Source organism: Streptomyces sp. NPDC015144, from assembly GCF_043079735.1.
Lineage (GTDB): Bacteria > Actinomycetota > Actinomycetes > Streptomycetales > Streptomycetaceae > Streptomyces.
Genome location: NZ_JBIBUU010000032.1, coordinates 41,396 through 57,603 on the forward strand (window position 1 = coordinate 41,396; position 16,208 = coordinate 57,603).

Here is a 16,208-nt window from a genome sequence, read left to right on the forward strand (position 1 = left end):
CCAACCCCAGCCTTAGCCCCCACCGGCCTGTCGGAGCCGCCCGCCATCATGACCCCATGAACACCCCGGACCCTGCCCCCGCCGTCTGGCACCTCCACCACGGCGACCGCACCATCGCCCGCCTGACCGTGACCGGCTCCGACATGCCGTGGGCGCACGCCGACATGGAAACGCTGCCCGGCTTCGAGGAGTTCCGCCCCCTCTTCGCCGAACAGGAGGCGGCCGTCGACGCGGAGGACTGGGAACGCGCCGAGTCCTGCTACGACCGCATACGCGCCGCCCTCACCCTGATCTTCCCCGACGGCACCCCCGTCCCCGAGTTCCTGCTCCACATCCACGCCGACGGAACCGCCGGCTGGCGCTGGCACCACGAGCCCTTCGCCTGAGGAGTCCCCGGCGCCACCGCCCCTTCAGAACCCGATCCGTCCCGCCCCCGCCGGTGCCACACCTCGATGTGACGCGCCGGGCGACCACCAGGTAGCCCGCGAAGTCGACGTCCGGTCCGGCCTTCGCCCACCCGTCCGCCTCCTCGACCGGAACCAGCCCGGTCGTCCCCGGAACGGGGCAAGTTCACCTTGTCCGTGGCCGCCGGAGGGGCCCCAACGCTCGCCCCCTGGCGGCCACGTCCACGCCGCACCCCGTAGGAGCGGGCGCCTGCGAGTCATTCGAGTGTCGCGATGGCGAGACCGGCGAGCGCGACCACGGGTGAGCCAAGAAAGGCGATGCCGCCCATGAGGCGGAAGAACCAGGCACCGAGTCGCGATGGCTCCGTAAGCCCCATATCCAGCGTCCGCGCGGCGGTCACGGCCCTGACGGCGTCTCGCCGCGCAACTGCCTTGTCCGCCGCGCCCCGCAAGTTGAAGAGGAACATGGCTCCCCACGCCATGCCCGCCAGCCCCAGCACGACCAGCCCGATACCTACAACCACAGCCAATCCCCTCCCCTGAGCACCGCCGTGGCCGACGGTTGTCCGAGAACGATGCCAGCCTTTCCGTGGCGAGAACGATCGGTCCTGGTCGGGGTTCCAGTCCCCGGCGAGTCCTGCGACTCCAAGCTGATGCGGACCCGGTGGACGATGGCGCAGAGGGCTGCGGGCACGACGATGTCGGCCGTCTCCACCGGACGTCCGTCGTCGCTGGCCGCAACCGCCGCATCCTCCCCGCATGGGTCGATGCAGTCAGGGTGTTGTTGTACTTCGCTGCTGTACACCCCGACAACGCGAGAGGCCCGGACTTTCGTCCGGGCCTCTCACCTGTGTGCACTCGGCAGGATTCGAACCTGCAACCTTCTGATCCGTAGTCAGATGCTCTATCCGTTAAGCTACGAGTGCTTGTGCTTCCCGGTTTTTTCTTCCCGGTCGGCGTTGCGAGAACAACATTACATGACCTGCGCCGTAGCGCGAAATCCATTAGCCAAACCCTCCCTGACCTGCACAAATGCCGCGATTCGCGTCCGCGCGGACGAGATGCGGGGCGACCGTTGACGACGGGGAGCGGGCGTCAACTTCGATGGCGAGAGTTTCACTCTGCGCAAGGGTGGGGCGTCGGGATACAGCGGGGACTTCCGGCCATGACGGAGTGGGCGGGAGAGGGCCAGGGGGCCCGTGCGGTGCGTGTGGTGCGGGTGGGGCGGGGCAGAGGGGGCGGCAGCAGGAGCCCGTCCGGGATGCGGGTAGCGAAACCCGGTGGGGCGGGTTGGCCGAACGTCGACGTTCGTCACTTTACGTAACCATGCCGGGTGCGGTGCGCTACGGGACGTATCGGGTCCGCCGCGGCGCACGGAGGTGCGGCCGGTAGTACGGCGGCGTGTTCCAGCAGCGTCGACGTGAGGGGAAGAACCATGTCCACACCTCCTGCTCCGCTCCGGGTCGCCCTGGCCAACGGCGGCTTCGAACAGCCCGCCGTCACCGGCGTGGAGATCCTGCCGGACGCCTCGCAGACCCAGGCGCCCAAACGCGTCCCGGGCTGGCTCACCACCGCCACCGACCACCGGATCGAGCTGTGGCACTCGGGCTTCAACGGGGTGCCGTCGGCCGAGGGCACCCAGTTCGCCGAGCTCAACGCCAACCAGGTCTCCACGCTCTACCAGGACCTGCCCACCACGCCCGGCACGAAGCTGTACTGGCGGCTCTACCACCGCGGCCGCCAGGGCGACGACACCATGGCGCTGGACATCGGCGCGCCCGGCGCCACGGTGCAGCAGCGGCGCTTCACCGACGGCACCACCGCCTGGGGCTACTACACCGGCACGTACACCGTCCCGGCCGGGCAGACCCTGACGCGCTTCGCCTTCCGGTCCGTCTCCGCGGCCGGCGGCAACCAGAGCATCGGCAACTTCCTGGACGGCATCTTCTTCGGCACCGCCCCGTACGTCGTCCTCACCAAGGACGCCGCTCCGACCGGGCCGCTGGACGTGGGCGACGTCATCACCTACCGGATCAACGCCCGGAACGAGGGCGGCGGCGCGGCCGAGAACCTCGTGCTGACCGACGCCGTCCCGCCGGGGACGACATACGTGCCCGGGTCGCTGCGCATCGTCGACGGCCCGAACGCCGGGGCGAAGACGGACGCGCACGACGGCGACCAGGCGTACTACGACGCCTGGGGCGGCAAGGTCGTCTTCGGGCTCGGCAACGGCGCCACGGCCGGGGAGGGCGGCAGCCTGCCCAACACCGAGACCCTGCCCACCGGCACCACGGCCGAGTACCGGGTCACCATCGACCGCGCCTCCGGTGGCCGGCAGATCGCGAACACCGCCACCGCCACGTACGAGAACCGGCTCGGCGACACACCGGAGCCGCTGACCGCCACCTCCGACGAGCGGGTCACGCAGGTCAACCCGGCCGCCGATCTGAGCGTGGTCAAGGCGGCCGACGCGACCACCGTCACCGTGGGCCAGACCGTGACGTACCGGATCACCGTGCACAACGCCGGACCGAACCGGGCCACCGGCGTCACCGTCACCGACCGGCTCCCGGACGGCCTCGTCCTCCTCTCCGCGGAGGGCCCCGGCGTCTACGACCCGGTCGCCGGGCGGTGGACCGTGGGCGTCCTGGACGACGGCGCCCGGGCCACTCTCGTCCTGCGCGCCAAGGCCACCGCGCCAGGCCGGGTCACCAACTCCGCCACGGTCCGGGGCAACGAGAAGGACCCCGACCCCGGGAACAACACCGACTCCGTCACCATCTGCGTCGAGCCTGCCCCGAGCTGCTGCGACCCCTGCGCCACCCGTCCGTAGCCTCCCGGGGTCTCCGTGGGCACCGAAGGAGAAAGATCCCGGAAACGACTCAGGGAGTTCAGCCACTGTGGGCCGAACTCCCTGATCGAAGGGCGGAGGCGGAGGGATTTGAACCCTCGATGGGCTTTAAGACCCAAACCGCATTAGCAGTGCGGCGCCATAGACCGGACTAGGCGACGCCTCCATGCACGCTTCGCGCGAGCGCGAATGGTGCGTGCAGATGATGACACAGCCAAGCGGTGCGTCACCAATCGGTGCCCACGGTACTAGGCAGTCGGGTGCGAGGGCAAAGCGCTTCCCGACGCGCAACGCCACGGCGTGCGGAGCGTTAGGGAGAGAGGGCGGGAAAACGGGTGAAACGGGAAGCCGGCTTCCCATCTCCCTGCCTCTCACCCCCTGCCCCGCCCCGTGTCCCGTTCGTTCCGCCCGTCGGCAGCTCGCCGGCGCACCTGAGTCCAGGAGCCCGCATGTCCCACGCGTCCCGCGCGTCCCGCATGGCGTGCATGTCCCGCATGACGCGCCGCCTCGCCCGAGCCGCCACCGCTGCCCCCGCGGCTCTCGTGGCCCTCGTCGCCGTCACGGCCCTCGCCGCTCCGGCGACGGGTGCGGGCATGAGTGCGGACGGCGCCCGCGCCCATGCCCGCACCCAGTTGACGATCACGGTCTCCGGCTCGGGACACGCCGGGGCCGACGGCGTCTTCCGGCTCCGTTGCGCCCCGCCGGGCGGCAGTCATCCGGCGGCCCGGGCGGCCTGCGACCGGCTGGACGAGCTGGCGGGCAGAGGAGCGGCCCCGTTCGCCCCGGTGGCCCGGGACGCGCTGTGCACCATGCAGTTCGGCGGCCCGGCGACCGCCCGGATCACCGGAACCTGGCGCGGCCGGGGCGTCGACGCGGCGTTCGACCGGAGCGACGGCTGCGAGATCTCGCGCTGGAACACGCTGCGGCCGGTGCTCCCCGAGGTCGGCTGAGGGACGGGTTCGTACACCGTATGCACAGGACCTTGGTGAGAGCTCCCCCTCATCCACAGCCCCGCGGCGCCTCGCAGCCCTTAGAATCCCTCAGTGACAGGCTGCGGCCCGAGGGGCAAGATGGGGCCCGCTGTCAGCAAGGTGCGGTAATCAGGGAGGAAGCGTCGTCGTGAGCAGCAGGCCATCCCGGGGCGCTGCTCGCCTCGCAGCCATACTCGATGCACTCCCCGACGGGCTGCTGCTCGTCAACTGCAACGGCACGGTCGTCAACGCCAACACGATCGCGCTCGGCATGTTCGAGGCGCCGGGCACCGCGCTCGTCGGGCGCGGGCTCCTGGATCTGCTGCCGGAGTTCGACTCCAAGCTGATCCCGGGTTCGATGCGGCGCCCCGAGGAGGCCGACGAGCGGGGCCGTACGAAGCCGAAGCGGATGACCGCGCGGCGGACCGACGGCACGGAGTACCCCGCCGAGGTCACCAGCGCCAGCCTGGAGGACGGGCAGGCCGCGTACACCGACTTCCAGGGTGGCTACGGCGGCGGGTACACCGGCGACGAGCTGCTGATGCTCGTCGTGCGGGATCTGTCGGGCACGGTGGACACCGAGGCCGAGCTGGCCCGTTCGCAGCGGCAGACCGAGATGATCCTGCGGGCCGCGGCCGAGGGCGTGGTCGGCACGGACACGGACGGCCGGGTCGTGCTGGTCAACCCCGCCGCCGCGCAGATCCTCGGTTTCCGGGCCAGCGATCTCGGCGGCCAGGAGCTGCATCCGCTGATCCTGCACTCGCGGGGGGAGGGCGAGCCGTTCCCGTACGAGGAGTCGCCGCTCGCCGACACGCTCCGCTCCGGGCGCAAGCACCGGGTGCGCGGCCAGGTCCTGTGGTCCAAGAGCGGCGCCCAGGTGCCGGTCGACCTGACCACCGCGCCGGTCCGGGACGGGGACCAGCTGGTCGGCGCCGTCATGACGTTCACCGACCGCAGGCCCTACGAGGAGCTCGCCTCGCGTCACCGCGACGAGTTGGCCGAGCTGACCGCGAACCACGCCGCGGAGCTGGCCGAGCTGACGGAGCGGCACAGCGCGGAGCTGGCCGACCGGTCCGAGCGGTACGCGGTCGAGCTGGAGGAGCAGGGCGAGCGGTTGGCGGCGATGACCGCCCGGCACGGCCAGCTCACCGCCGTGCTCGGCGAGTCGCTGCGCGGCCCGTTGGAGGAGCTGCGCGGTGAACTGGCCACGCTCGCCGCCGACCCGGCGGGCCAGCTGTGGCCCGAGGCGAACCAGATCCTGCACCACCTGGCCGCGGGCTACGCCCGGATGACCACCCTGGTCGACAACGTGCTCGGCTACCAGCGCCTGGACGCCGGTTCCGAGAAGCTGGTCAAGACGAACGTGCTGCTCGACTCGGTCGTGACGGCCGGCATCGACGCGGCCGTCGAGCTGATCGGCCCCGGGCGCGCGCAGTTCGCGGTGCACGCGCCGCCGATCGAGGCGGAGGTGGACGCGGACCGGCTGGTGACCGCGCTCGCCCATCTCGTCGCGGACGTCGCCGGCATCGACTCGACGGGCAAGGCCCGGCCGGTGCCCGGCGGCGGGTACGTCGACTCCACGGTCGTCGTCGCGGCGGCGCAGCGCGGCGAGGTCGTCCGCATCGAGGTGCGCGGCCCGTACGCCGGGGGCGATCCGGTGCACGAGCCGATCGTGCGCGGGATCGTGCGGGCGCACGGCGGCGTGCTCCAGACGCACGAGGTGCCGGGGATGAGCGGCAGCGCGTATGTGCTGGAGGTGCCGCTGGGTACGGGGTCGGGGACGGTGCCGGCCAGCGCGCCCGAGCAGGGGCCCGCGCCCCTTTCCGCTCCCGTTCCCGTTTCCGAGCAGGGTTCCGGGGCTGGTGCGGAGCCCGGGCCGTCGCCGGTCGACGAGGGCGCGCAGGTGCCCGTCGCCGGGGCCCTTCCGGAGCCGGAGGGCGCGGGGCCGCAGCCGGGGAGCGGGCGGCGGCGGGCGCGCCGGGCGTCCACCGACGCGTTCCTGGAGAGCCCGGTGGGCGGTTCCGGGGCGGGTGGCGAGCAGGCGGTGGCCGAGCCGCCGACCGGGCGGCGGCGGGCGCGCCGTGAGCCCGTCCAGGACGAACAGGCGCTTCGGGCAGCTGCCGGGGCGCAGGACACGCAGGGTGGTTCGGGGCGTCGGCGGGGACGGCCGAGCCCGGCCGAGGCCGGGGTCCAGCCCGATACGCGGCCGCAGGCGGCCGGACAGGCGCTGGCCCTGCCCGCCTCCGCTTCCGCGCCAGCTCCTGCCGAGGGCGCCGTGGTGACAGCGGCCGAGGGAGCGCAGGGCGGCGGGCGGCCGCAGCTCGGCCGGGCCGTGCCGCCGCAGGGCGTTCCTGCGGACGGCCATCGCGGACCGGGTACGACCGAGGGTCCGGGCAACCCTCGCGCGTCGCAGGGCGGCGAGGGGCAGTTGGCGCTGACCGCCGCCCCGTCGGCCCCCGTGGCGGCTCCGGTGCCCGCTCAGGGACGGCCGGGCACCGACAACGCCACGCCCCATCCGCCTCAAGCACCCCAGGGCCCGCAGTCACCTCAGGGTTCGCAGACACCGCAGAGCCCGCAGACACCACAGGGCCCGCAGGCGCCTCAGCCGTCCCAGGCGGCCGCGCAAGCGCCTCAGGCGCCGCAGGGGCGCCGGGCCCGGCGGGCGCTCGCCGCCGACCGGGAGCGGGCCGCCCAGGCCGAGCCCGCCGGACCCCGGACCGCGTTCGCGCTGCCGCCCGCCGAGGCCGACCGGCCGCCCGTCGCGGCCGGTGGTGCCGACGCCACGCCCCCGGCCCGTCACGACGCCGTGCGCACCGCCCCCGACGACGACCACACGCCGCCGCAGCCGCACCCCGTGCCCGCCGCGCCGAGCGGCCGCCGCCGGGCCCGCCCCGCCGAGGCACCCGCCCCGGTGACCGGCGAGGGGGCGACGGAGCCGTCCGCCGGGCCGACCGCGCACGCCACCGGCACCGCGCCCGCCCAGGCCCCCGAGCCCGCCGCCCTCCCGCAGGGCGCCGCGCCGCTGCCGGACGCGCGTCGGCAGCCGCTGCCCGCGGAGACCTTGGCGCCGGGCGTCTCCCCGGACTCGACGCAGGGGCGTGCCTTCAGCGTGCGGACGCTCGGGCAGGGCGTGCCCTTCGCCCAGCACATCGCGCACCAGCAGAACCAGACGCTCGGCGGTGCCGGGCGGCGCCGCAAGCTCGCCGCCCCGCCCGAGGAGGAGCACGGCCCCCAAGCCGCCCCGTCGGCGTCCGCCCCGGGCGTACCGGCGCAGTCGCACACCGCGCCGGAGGCCGAGGCCGAGGGCCGGGCGTACGCGATAGGCGCGCCCGACGAGGGTGCCGAGGGACCGGAGCCGTTGGACGGTCCGGGCGGCGCGGTCGAGGTCGCCAACCGCCCCTCGCCGCTCCCGGTCGACGACGAGCTGCCCCCGGAACCGCTGGACAACCCGCGTCGGCTGCTGGTCTGGCCCGCGCCCGACGTCTCCACCCAGCAGGCGTTGAGCGACCGCGGTTACCGGCCGGTGATCGTGCACTCCCGCGAGGAGGTGGACGCCCAGATCGCGGCGTTCCCCGCCGCGCTCTTCGTCGATCCGCTGACCGGCCCCATCACCCGCAAGGCCCTCCAGTCGCTGCGCCAGGCAGCGGTGGCGGCGGAGGTTCCGGTGCTGGTGACGGCCGGTCTGGGGCAGGCGTCGCGGGAGGCGGCGTACGGGGCCGACCCGGCCGTTCTCCTCAAGGCGCTCGCCCCGCGCGACAGCGAGCAGCATCCGCCCCGGGTGCTGCTGATCGAGGAGCACGAGGAGATCGCGCTGGCGCTGACGGAGACCCTGGAGCGCCGCGGCATGCAGGTGGCGCGGGCGGCCACCGACAGCGAGGCGGTGACGCTCGCCGGGCGGACGCGGCCCAACCTGGTGGTGATGGACCTGATGCAGGTGCGCCGCCGCCGGGCCGGGATCGTCGACTGGCTCCGGGCGAACGGCCAGTTGAACCGCACCCCGCTGGTCGTCTACACCTCCGCCGACATGAGCGGGGCCGAGCTGCCGAGGCTCGGCTCGGGCGAGACGGTCCTCTTCCTGGCCGAACGGTCCACGAGCGACGAGGTCCAGTCGCGGATCGTCGACCTGCTGGCGAAGATCGGCACGAACTGACGCGGTCGTTCCGAACGACCGGGGGCGGTACGGGAATCCCCCGTACCGCCCCCGTCGTTCCTGCCGGTCCAGCAGTTCCAGCCGGTCCTGTCGGTCCAGCCGGTCCTGCCGTTCCCGGACGGCTCAGAGCTGGGTGATGTCCAGCTCGCCCTCCGCGTACTGTCTGCGGATCACCTTCTTGTCGAACTTGCCGACGCTGGTCTTCGGCACGGACGGGATGATCGTCCAGCGCTCCGGAAGCTGCCACTTGGCGATGCCGGACGACGCGAGGAACTCCCGCAGCGCGGTGTATTCGACGGCCGCGCCGTCCTTGAGGACCACGGTCGCCAGCGGGCGCTCGCCCCACTTCTCGTCCGGGACGGCGACGACCGCGGCCTCGGCCACGTCCGGGTGGGCCATCAGCGCGTTCTCCAGTTCGACACTGGAGATCCACTCGCCGCCGGACTTGATGACGTCCTTGGCCCGGTCGGTGAGGGTGAGGAAGCCGTCCTCGCTGATCACTCCGACGTCACCGGTTTTCAGCCACCCGTCCGCGCTGAACTTGTCCTCGGGGCGCAGCGGTTCGTCGTCCGGGCCGCCGTGGTACGCGCCGGCGATCCAGTTGCCGCGTACCTCCAGCTCACCGGCGGACTTGTTGTCCCAGGGCAGGTGCTCGCCGCCGGGGCCGACCAGCCGTGCCTCGACCCCGGCCGGGAAGCGCCCCTGGGTGACGCGGTAGGGCCATTCCTCCTCCGCGGTCAGCCCGGCGGGCGGGTGGGCCATGGTGCCGAGCGGCGAGGTCTCCGTCATGCCCCAGGCGTGGCAGAGGCGGACGCCCAGCTTGTCGTACGCCTCCATGAGGGAGGGCGGGCAGGCGGCGCCGCCGATGGTGACCCGGGCCATGGAGGTCAGGTCGCGGGGGCGGGCGGTGACCTCGGCGAGCAGCCCCTGCCAGATGGTGGGGACGGCGGCTGCGTGGGTCGGCCGCTCGCTCTCGATCATCTCGGCGAGCGGGGCGGGCTGGAGGAACCGGTCCGGCATGAGCATGCTGACGCCGGACATGAACGTGGCGTGCGGCAGGCCCCACGCGTTCACGTGGAACTGGGGCACGACGACCAGCGTGGTGTCCCGGTCGGTCAGCCCCATCGACTCGGCCATGTTGACCTGCATGGAGTGCAGGTAGATGGAGCGGTGGGAGTAGACGACGCCCTTGGGGTCGCCGGTGGTGCCGGAGGTGTAGCAGAGGGCGGCGGCCTGGCGTTCGTCCAGCTCGGGCCAGTCGTAGTGGTCGGGCCGGCCGGCGATCAGCTCCTCGTAGTCGTGCACCCGGGGCGTGGCCCCGTCGAGGAGGGAGAGGTCGCCCGGACCGGCGACGACCACGTGCTCGACCGAGGGCATCTGCGGCAGGAGCGGGGCGAGGAGCGGCAGCAGGGAGCCGTTGACGATGACGACCTTGTCGTCGGCGTGCGCGACGATCCAGACCAGCTGTTCGGCGGGGAGCCGCAGGTTGAGCGTGTGCAGCACCGCGCCCATGGAGGGAATCGCGAGGTATGCCTCGACATGTTCCGCGTTGTTCCACATGAGCGTGGCCACCCGCTGGTCGCCGTCGATGCCGAGGTCGTCGTGGAGCGCGTGCGCGAGCCGCGTCGCCCGCCGGCCGGTCTCCGCGAAGCTGCGGCGCCGCGGTCCGGCCTCGGTCCAGGTCGTGACCTGCGACTTCCCATGAATGGTCATCCCATGGTGGAGGATGCGGGTGACAGTCAGCGGTACGTCCTGCATGGTGCTCAGCACGGCGTCCTCCCGGTGGGCGCTACGCGGCAGTAGGGTTGGCCTGATTCTGCGCACATACCACTCGGTATGTCACTACTTCCGGGAGTACGAATCAGTTTCGTTCGACTTTTTCGTTCGACTCTTTCAACGGGTTGGCCCGTCGGTCCCGCCTGCGCCGGTCACCGCACCGGAGCCAGCTCCGGGTCCTCCCTGAGCTTGCCGAGCGCCCGCGAGACCGCGCTCTTGACCGTACCGACGGAGACTCCGAGCACCTCGGCCGTCTGGGCCTCGCTCAGGTCCTCGTAGTAGCGCAGCACCACCATCGCGCGCTGCCGGTCCGGCAGCCTGAGCACGGCGCGCCACATCGCGTCGCGCAGCACCTGGTGCTCGGCCGGGTCCGGGCCCTGGACGGTCTCCGGCTCGGGCAGCTCCTCGCAGGCGAACTCGTCGACCTTGCGCTTGCGCCACTGCGAGGTCCGGGTGTTCACCAGCGCCCGGCGGACGTACCCGTCCAGCGCCCGGTGGTCCTCGATCCGGTCCCAGGCCACGTAGGTCTTGGTGAGCGCGGTCTGCAGCAGGTCCTCGGCGTCGCTCGGGTTGGCGGTGAGCGAGCGCGCGGCGCGCAGCAGCACCGGCCCCCGCGCCCGGACGAAGGAGGTGAACGACGGATACGGGGCGTACGGGGCCCGCGCGGCGTGCGCGGGCCGTGCGGCACGCGGTACGTGCCCGGAGTACGGGCGGTGCCCGGTGGTGACGGCTCCCCCGGAGCCGCCCGTGCAGACTGGCGTGGTCATGCCTTCCACGCTATGAGCGGGCGCCGTCACGGGGATCGGCCCCAGGTCCCGAAAGCGCGTCCGACTCAGGACGTAGGGGTGGGGACTGCCCCACCTCCTGTAGGTGGAGTCCGCGTCGGCCCGGATCAGGGGGCGCGGTCGGGGTCCGAGGGGCACGGGCGGGCCCGGGATCAGCCGTCCGCGCCCAGGACCAGACCGGACGTGGGGACGCCGGTGCCCGCGGTGACCAGGGTTCTCGCGGCGCCCGGGACCTGGTTCACCGACGTTCCGCGGATCTGCCGGACCGCCTCCGCGATCCCGTTCATCCCGTGGAGGTACGCCTCCCCGAGCTGGCCCCCGTGCGTGTTCAGGGGCAGTGCGTCCGCCGCGACGAAGTCGGCCGCCTCGCCCGGCCCGCAGAAGCCGAACTCCTCCAGCTGCATCAGGACGAACGGGGTGAAGTGGTCGTAGAGGATGCCCACGTCGATCTCGGCGGGGGAGAGGCCGGAGGTGCGCCAGAGCTGCCGGGCGACCACGCCCATCTCGGGCAGCCCGGTCAGGTCGTCGCGGTAGAAGCTGGTCATCTGCTCCTGTGCCCGCCCGGCACCCTGCGCGGCGGCGACGACCACGGCGGGCGGCCGGCGCAGGTCCCGGGCCCGCTCGGTGCTGGTGACGACGATCGCCTGCCCGCCGTCGGTCTCCTGGCAGCAGTCCAGCAGCCGCAGCGGTTCGACGATCCACCGCGAGGCGGCGTGGTCGGCCAGGGTGATCGGCTTCCCGTAGAAGTACGCGGCCGGGTTCCGGGCGGCGTGGCGCCGGTCGGTGACCGCGACGTGCCCGAAGGCCTCCGGCGTCAGCCCGTAGGTGTGCAGATAGCGCTGGGCGGCCATGGCGACCCAGGAGGCCGGCGTGAGCAGCCCGAAGGGCAGGTTCCAGCCGAGCGCGGTGCCTTCGGCGGTGGGCTCCCGCCGCTGCACGCCGGAGCCGAAGCGGCGCCCGGAACGCTCGTTGAACGCGCGGTAGCAGACCACGACGTCGGCCACCCCGCAGGCCACGGCCATCGCCGCCTGCTGCACGGTGGCGCAGGCCGCGCCGCCGCCGTAGTGGACGCGGGAGAAGAACGACAGCTCGCCGATCCCGGCCGCCTGGGCGACGGTGATCTCCGGGCTGGTGTCCATGGTGAAGGTGACCAGCCCGTCGACGTCGGCGGGGGTCAGCCCGGCGTCGTCCAGGGCGGCCCGGACCGCCTCGACGGCCAGCTTCAGCTCGCTGCGCCCGGAGTCCTTGGAGAACTCCGTCGCGCCGATCCCGACGACGGCGGCCCGGCCGCCCAGCCGGTCGGCCCCGCGTACGCTCATGCCGCCACCCGCCCCTCGTCCCTGCCCATGTCGTCCGTGTCCGGGTCGTCCGTGTCCATGTCGTCCGTGTCCGGGTCAAGCTCCACCGTCACGGTTCCGGTGACGTGACGGCCGATGCCGTTGGTACCGACGACGGCGATCTCGGCCGTCCCGTCGCCACCCACGGCGGTGACCGTGCCGCTCAACACCATCGTGTCGCCGGGGTAGTTGGGCGCGCCCAGCCGGATGGCGACCTTGCGAAGCACCGTCCGGGGGCCGAGCCTGTCGGTGATGTACCGGCCGACCAGGCCGTTGGTCGTCAGGATGTTCATGAAGATGTCCGGGGAGCCCTTCTCCCGGGCGAGTCCGGCGTCGTGGTGCACGTCCTGGTAGTCGCGGGAGGCGATCGCGCCCGCCACGATCAGGGTGCGGGTCACCGCGATCTCCAGCGGTGCGAGTTCGTCACCGGCCTTCACTCCATGCCCTCCTTCACCAGCGCGTCACCGAGTTCCTGGAGCACTTCGCCGCCGCACCCCAGATGGGCGTCGAGCTGGCGCCCCCAGAGGAAGTGGCGGTGCACGGGGTGGTCGAGGTCCGCGCCGGTGCCGCCGTGCAGATGCTGTCCGGCGTGCACCACCCGCTTCCCCGCCTCCGACGCCCACCAGGCAGCGGTCAACGCCCGGTGCGCGTACGGCAGTCCCGCGTCGTGGCGCCAGGCGGCCTCGTACGCGGTGACCCGGATGGCCTCGGTGTCCATATGGGCGTCGGCGGCCCGCAGCAGCACCCCCTGCTTGGTGGCGAGTGGGCGCCCGAACTGCTCCCGGGTGTTCACATGCGCCACGGCACGGGCCAGCGAGCCGGCGCACACCCCCGCCTGCACCCCGGCGAACGCCGTCCGCGCCATCGCCAGCACGCCCGCGTACGCCCCCTCGCCGCCGAGCCGCTCCCCCACCGCCCCGTCCAGCACCAGCCGCGCCGCCGACCACGGCGCGGTCGTCTCCACCGGCTCGGCCAGCACCCCGGGCCCGCCGGCCGCGACGAGCCACAGCCGCCGCTCCCGGTCCGGGACGAGCACCAGCGTCGCGTCCCGCAGCCACGGCACGTACGGCACGCTCCCGGTCAGCCGCCCGTCGCCGTCGGACCGTACGCCGCCGCGCTCCGGGAACGCCCCGGTGGCGACGGCCGTGCCGTCCCGGAGCGCGGGCAGCAGCCGCTCCCGCTGCTCGTCGCTGCCGTGCCCGGCGACCGCCAGCAGCCCGTGGACGCAGCTCGCCGCGAACGGCACCTGCGCCGTTGTGCGCCCCTGCTCCTCCAACAGCAGCACCAGGCCCAGCAGCCCGATCTCCTCGACGGCCGCGGTCAGCCCGGCCGCGCACAGCTCCTTCCACAGCTCGGCGTCCGTGCCGGTGCCCGCGACCGCCAGCCGCTCGGGCGTCGACAGGTCGCCGAAGATCCGGGCCGCCAGCCGTCGCGCCTCGGACTGCTCCTCGGTGGGTGCGAAATCCATCTCAGCCCTCGCCTCCCCGGAACACCGGAAGCTCCAACTCCGGGTCCGTACGCAGGAATTCCAGCCGCACCGGCATACCGATGCGGACCTTGTCGTACGGCACCCCGACGACGTTGCTCACCATCCGCACCCCTTCGGCCAGCTCGATCAGCGCGACCGCGTACGGACCGCCCTCACCATCCGGGGCGAAGGCGGGGAACGGCGGATGGTGCATCACCACATGGCTGTGGACGGTGCCCTCGCCGCTCGCCTCGACCGTGTCCCACTCCGGGCCGCCGCAGGCGTTGCAGCCGGGCAGCCAGGGGAAACGGAGCGTGCCGCAGCCGCCGCAGCGCTGGATCAGCAGCCGGTGCTCGGCCACGCCCTGCCAGAACCCCGCGTTGTCGCGGTTGACCACGGGCCGGGGGCGCACCGCCTTCTTCGCGGGCTCCGGTTTCACCTTCTCCGGGGATCGCGGTTTCGCGGCGGGCGCGTACTTGAGGATGCGGAAGCGGTGCGTGCCCGCGAGTTCCCCGTCCGCCCGGACGTCCATCCGCGTGGTGACGAAGTGGCCGGTGCCCAGCTTCGTCGTCTTCCGTTTCGAGACGGCCTCGATCACCGCGTCGAAAGAGATACGCTCCCCGGGCCGCAGCGGCCGCAGGTACTCCTGCTCGCAGTCGGTCGCGACCACCGAGGTGTACCCGGCGCCGTCGAGCAGCGCGAACAGTTCCTCGTACGCCGCCGAGCGGTCGGTGTGGCCGGAGAGGCCGCCCATCGTCCACGCCTGGAGCATCGTCGGCGGGGCGATCGCGTCCGGCCCGGTGTACGCCGGGTTCCCGTCGCCCATCGCCTCGCACCAGTGCCTGATCATCGGTGCGTTGACCGGGTCCTTCCCGGTGCCGGCGGTCGCCGCGGGCCGCCCCTCGAAGGCTTTGAGCCGCCCGTACAGCTCGTCGCTCCCCGGACCCGCCTCATTCCCCTCCCGCACCACCGTCACCGCCTGCCCCTCGTCATGCCGAGCCGCATCGTCGCGACGATCTCCCGCTGCACCTCGCTCACCCCGCCCCCGAAGGTGTTGATCTGCGCCGCCCGGTTCATCCGCTCCAGCTCCCCGTCCCCGAAGGCCCCGGGCGAGCCGCCCCTCACCAGCCCGGCCTCGCCCACGATCTCCTGGCACATCCGGTACACCTCCACGGCGCTCTCGGTCCCGGCGAACTTCACCCCGCTCGCCTCGCCCGGCGCCGGTGACCCCGCCCCGACCTCCGCCACGAGACGCCAGTTGAGCAGCCGGGTCGCCGCCAGCCGGGCGTACGCCTCGGCCAGCCGGATCCGTACCCACGGCTGGTCGGCCGGGCGCCGCCCGGTCTCCGGGTCCGGGGTACGGGCGTGGGCGAGCGCCGCCTCGTAGAAGTCCTCGGCCTGCATCCCGATCGCCGCGAGCGCCACCCGCTCGTGGTTCAGCTGGTTGGTGATCAGCCCCCAGCCCCCGTTCTCCGGCCCGACGAGATGGGTGGCGGGCACCCGGATCCCGTCGTAGTAGGTGGCGGTCGTGGTCAGCCCGCCCACGGTCTCGATCGGGGTCCAGGAGAAACCGGGGGCGTCGGTCGGGACGAGCACGATCGAAATGCCGCGGTGCTTGGGCGCCTCGGGATCGGTGCGGCAGGCGAGCCAGATCCAGTCGGCGTTCTGGGCGTTGCTGGTGAAGATCTTCTGCCCGTCGATCACCCAGTGGCCGCTCCCGTCGGCGTCCTGACCGCGCACCGCCCGGGTGCGCATCGAGGCGAGGTCCGTCCCGGCCTCCGGCTCGCTGTAACCGATGGCGAAGACGAGCTCGCCGCTGAGGATCCGGGGCAGGAAGTACGCCTTCTGCTCCTCGGTCCCGTACTTCATCAGCGTCGGGCCGACGGTGTTGAGGGTGACCATCGAGACGGGGGCGCCCGCCCGGTACGCCTCGTCGAAGAAGATGAACTGCTCGTCCGCGCCGCGCCCCTGGCCGCCGTACTCGACCGGCCAGCCGAGCCCGAGCATCCCGTCGGCACCGATCGCGCGCAGGACGCGCCGCTGCTCGTCGGGGTCCATGGCCCCCGGGGCCGTACCCGCACTCCTCGCGGGCATCACCTCACGGAAGTACGCGCGGAGTTCGGCGCGCAGCCGCAGCTGGCGCTCCGTCGGGGCGAGGTGCACGGCGGCCGCCTCCCGGATCAGGGTGCTCACGGATCAGGGTTTCTGACTGTCCGTCAGATACGCGGTTCCTGTCAAGGTCACCGACGCCCGCCACCCGTCACCCCCTCCCGCCGGGGCCGGGAACGACGAACGGCCCGCGCACGGTGCCGAAGCACGCGCGCACGGGCCGTTCCACGAGGTCCCGGCAGGACTCGAAACACGCCCTAGCTGTATTGACCCGCAGCGTTGTTGACGCGGCTGATCGGCGGGTGCCCGTCGAGTGCGGTGTGGCAGCGGTGGTGGTTGTAGGTGTGGAGGAAGTCT

12 protein-coding genes, 2 tRNA genes and 2 pseudogenes are annotated in these 16,208 nt (G+C 73.1%); 4 read left to right on the forward strand and 12 right to left on the reverse strand.

Features of this window, described 5'->3' with window-relative positions; genetic code table 11:
* The first annotated feature begins 56 nt into the window (after positions 1–56).
* The gene (locus ACF08W_RS33540) at positions 57–386 is read left to right on the forward strand and encodes a hypothetical protein (RefSeq protein WP_392281608.1); all 330 of its coding nucleotides are present in this window, start codon (positions 57–59) and stop codon (positions 384–386) included.
* 275 nt (positions 387–661) lie between these two features.
* Here ACF08W_RS33540 and ACF08W_RS33545 read toward each other — a convergent pair whose 3' ends face one another.
* The 3 genes and pseudogenes from ACF08W_RS33545 to ACF08W_RS33555 form a co-directional block, all read right to left on the reverse strand.
* Complete coding sequence (locus ACF08W_RS33545) at positions 662–928, reverse strand: hypothetical protein (protein WP_392281609.1); 267 nt, start codon at positions 926–928, stop codon at positions 662–664.
* Positions 919–1,137 (reverse strand): annotated as a pseudogene (locus ACF08W_RS33550) (hypothetical protein); the annotation flags it as partial. The pseudogene ACF08W_RS33550 and the gene ACF08W_RS33545, both read right to left, overlap by 10 nt.
* Before the next feature lie 120 nt (positions 1,138–1,257).
* A tRNA-Arg gene (locus tag ACF08W_RS33555) sits at positions 1,258–1,330 on the reverse strand.
* 509 nt (positions 1,331–1,839) lie between these two features.
* Here ACF08W_RS33555 and ACF08W_RS33560 point away from each other — a divergent pair.
* On the forward strand, positions 1,840–3,237 hold the full coding sequence (locus ACF08W_RS33560; protein ID WP_392281610.1) for a hypothetical protein: 1,398 nt from the start codon (positions 1,840–1,842) through the stop codon (positions 3,235–3,237).
* A gap of 93 nt (positions 3,238–3,330) precedes the next feature.
* Here ACF08W_RS33560 and ACF08W_RS33565 read toward each other — a convergent pair.
* Positions 3,331–3,421, reverse strand: a tRNA-Ser gene (locus ACF08W_RS33565).
* Between the two features lie 283 nt (positions 3,422–3,704).
* Between ACF08W_RS33565 and ACF08W_RS33570 the strand changes: the two genes are divergently transcribed.
* Positions 3,705–4,205, forward strand: coding sequence for an SSI family serine proteinase inhibitor (locus ACF08W_RS33570; protein ID WP_392281611.1), 501 nt, complete (start codon positions 3,705–3,707; stop codon positions 4,203–4,205).
* Positions 4,206–4,374: 169 nt separating this feature from the next.
* Positions 4,375–8,376, forward strand: coding sequence for a PAS domain-containing protein (locus tag ACF08W_RS33575; RefSeq protein ID WP_392281612.1), 4,002 nt, complete (start codon positions 4,375–4,377; stop codon positions 8,374–8,376).
* 123 nt (positions 8,377–8,499) lie between these two features.
* Here ACF08W_RS33575 and ACF08W_RS33580 read toward each other — a convergent pair whose 3' ends face one another.
* The 8 genes and pseudogenes from ACF08W_RS33580 to ACF08W_RS33615 all read right to left on the reverse strand — a co-directional run.
* Positions 8,500–10,146: a long-chain fatty acid--CoA ligase gene (locus ACF08W_RS33580; protein ID WP_385202548.1), complete on the reverse strand. Its 1,647-nt coding sequence runs from the start codon at positions 10,144–10,146 to the stop codon at positions 8,500–8,502.
* Positions 10,147–10,304: 158 nt separating this feature from the next.
* The gene (locus ACF08W_RS33585) at positions 10,305–10,919 is read right to left on the reverse strand and encodes a SigE family RNA polymerase sigma factor (protein WP_392281613.1); all 615 of its coding nucleotides are present in this window, start codon (positions 10,917–10,919) and stop codon (positions 10,305–10,307) included.
* Between the two features lie 170 nt (positions 10,920–11,089).
* On the reverse strand, positions 11,090–12,256 hold the full coding sequence (locus tag ACF08W_RS33590; protein WP_352273968.1) for a lipid-transfer protein: 1,167 nt from the start codon (positions 12,254–12,256) through the stop codon (positions 11,090–11,092).
* Positions 12,253–12,711 (reverse strand): MaoC family dehydratase, encoded by a 459-nt coding sequence (locus tag ACF08W_RS33595; protein ID WP_392281614.1) that lies wholly within the window; start codon positions 12,709–12,711, stop codon positions 12,253–12,255. Before ACF08W_RS33595 ends, ACF08W_RS33590 begins: the two co-directional genes overlap by 4 nt.
* The gene (locus tag ACF08W_RS33600; protein ID WP_392281615.1) at positions 12,708–13,742 is read right to left on the reverse strand and encodes an acyl-CoA dehydrogenase family protein; all 1,035 of its coding nucleotides are present in this window, start codon (positions 13,740–13,742) and stop codon (positions 12,708–12,710) included. Before ACF08W_RS33600 ends, ACF08W_RS33595 begins: the two co-directional genes overlap by 4 nt.
* A 1-nt stretch (position 13,743) precedes the next feature.
* On the reverse strand, positions 13,744–14,718 hold the full coding sequence (locus ACF08W_RS33605; protein WP_392281616.1) for a bifunctional MaoC family dehydratase N-terminal/OB-fold nucleic acid binding domain-containing protein: 975 nt from the start codon (positions 14,716–14,718) through the stop codon (positions 13,744–13,746).
* Positions 14,715–15,905 (reverse strand): acyl-CoA dehydrogenase family protein, encoded by a 1,191-nt coding sequence (locus tag ACF08W_RS33610; protein WP_392281618.1) that lies wholly within the window; start codon positions 15,903–15,905, stop codon positions 14,715–14,717. The genes ACF08W_RS33605 and ACF08W_RS33610 overlap by 4 nt, the downstream gene beginning before the upstream one ends.
* Positions 15,906–16,108: 203 nt before the next feature.
* Positions 16,109–16,208 (reverse strand): annotated as a pseudogene (locus tag ACF08W_RS33615) (IS481 family transposase); the annotation flags it as partial.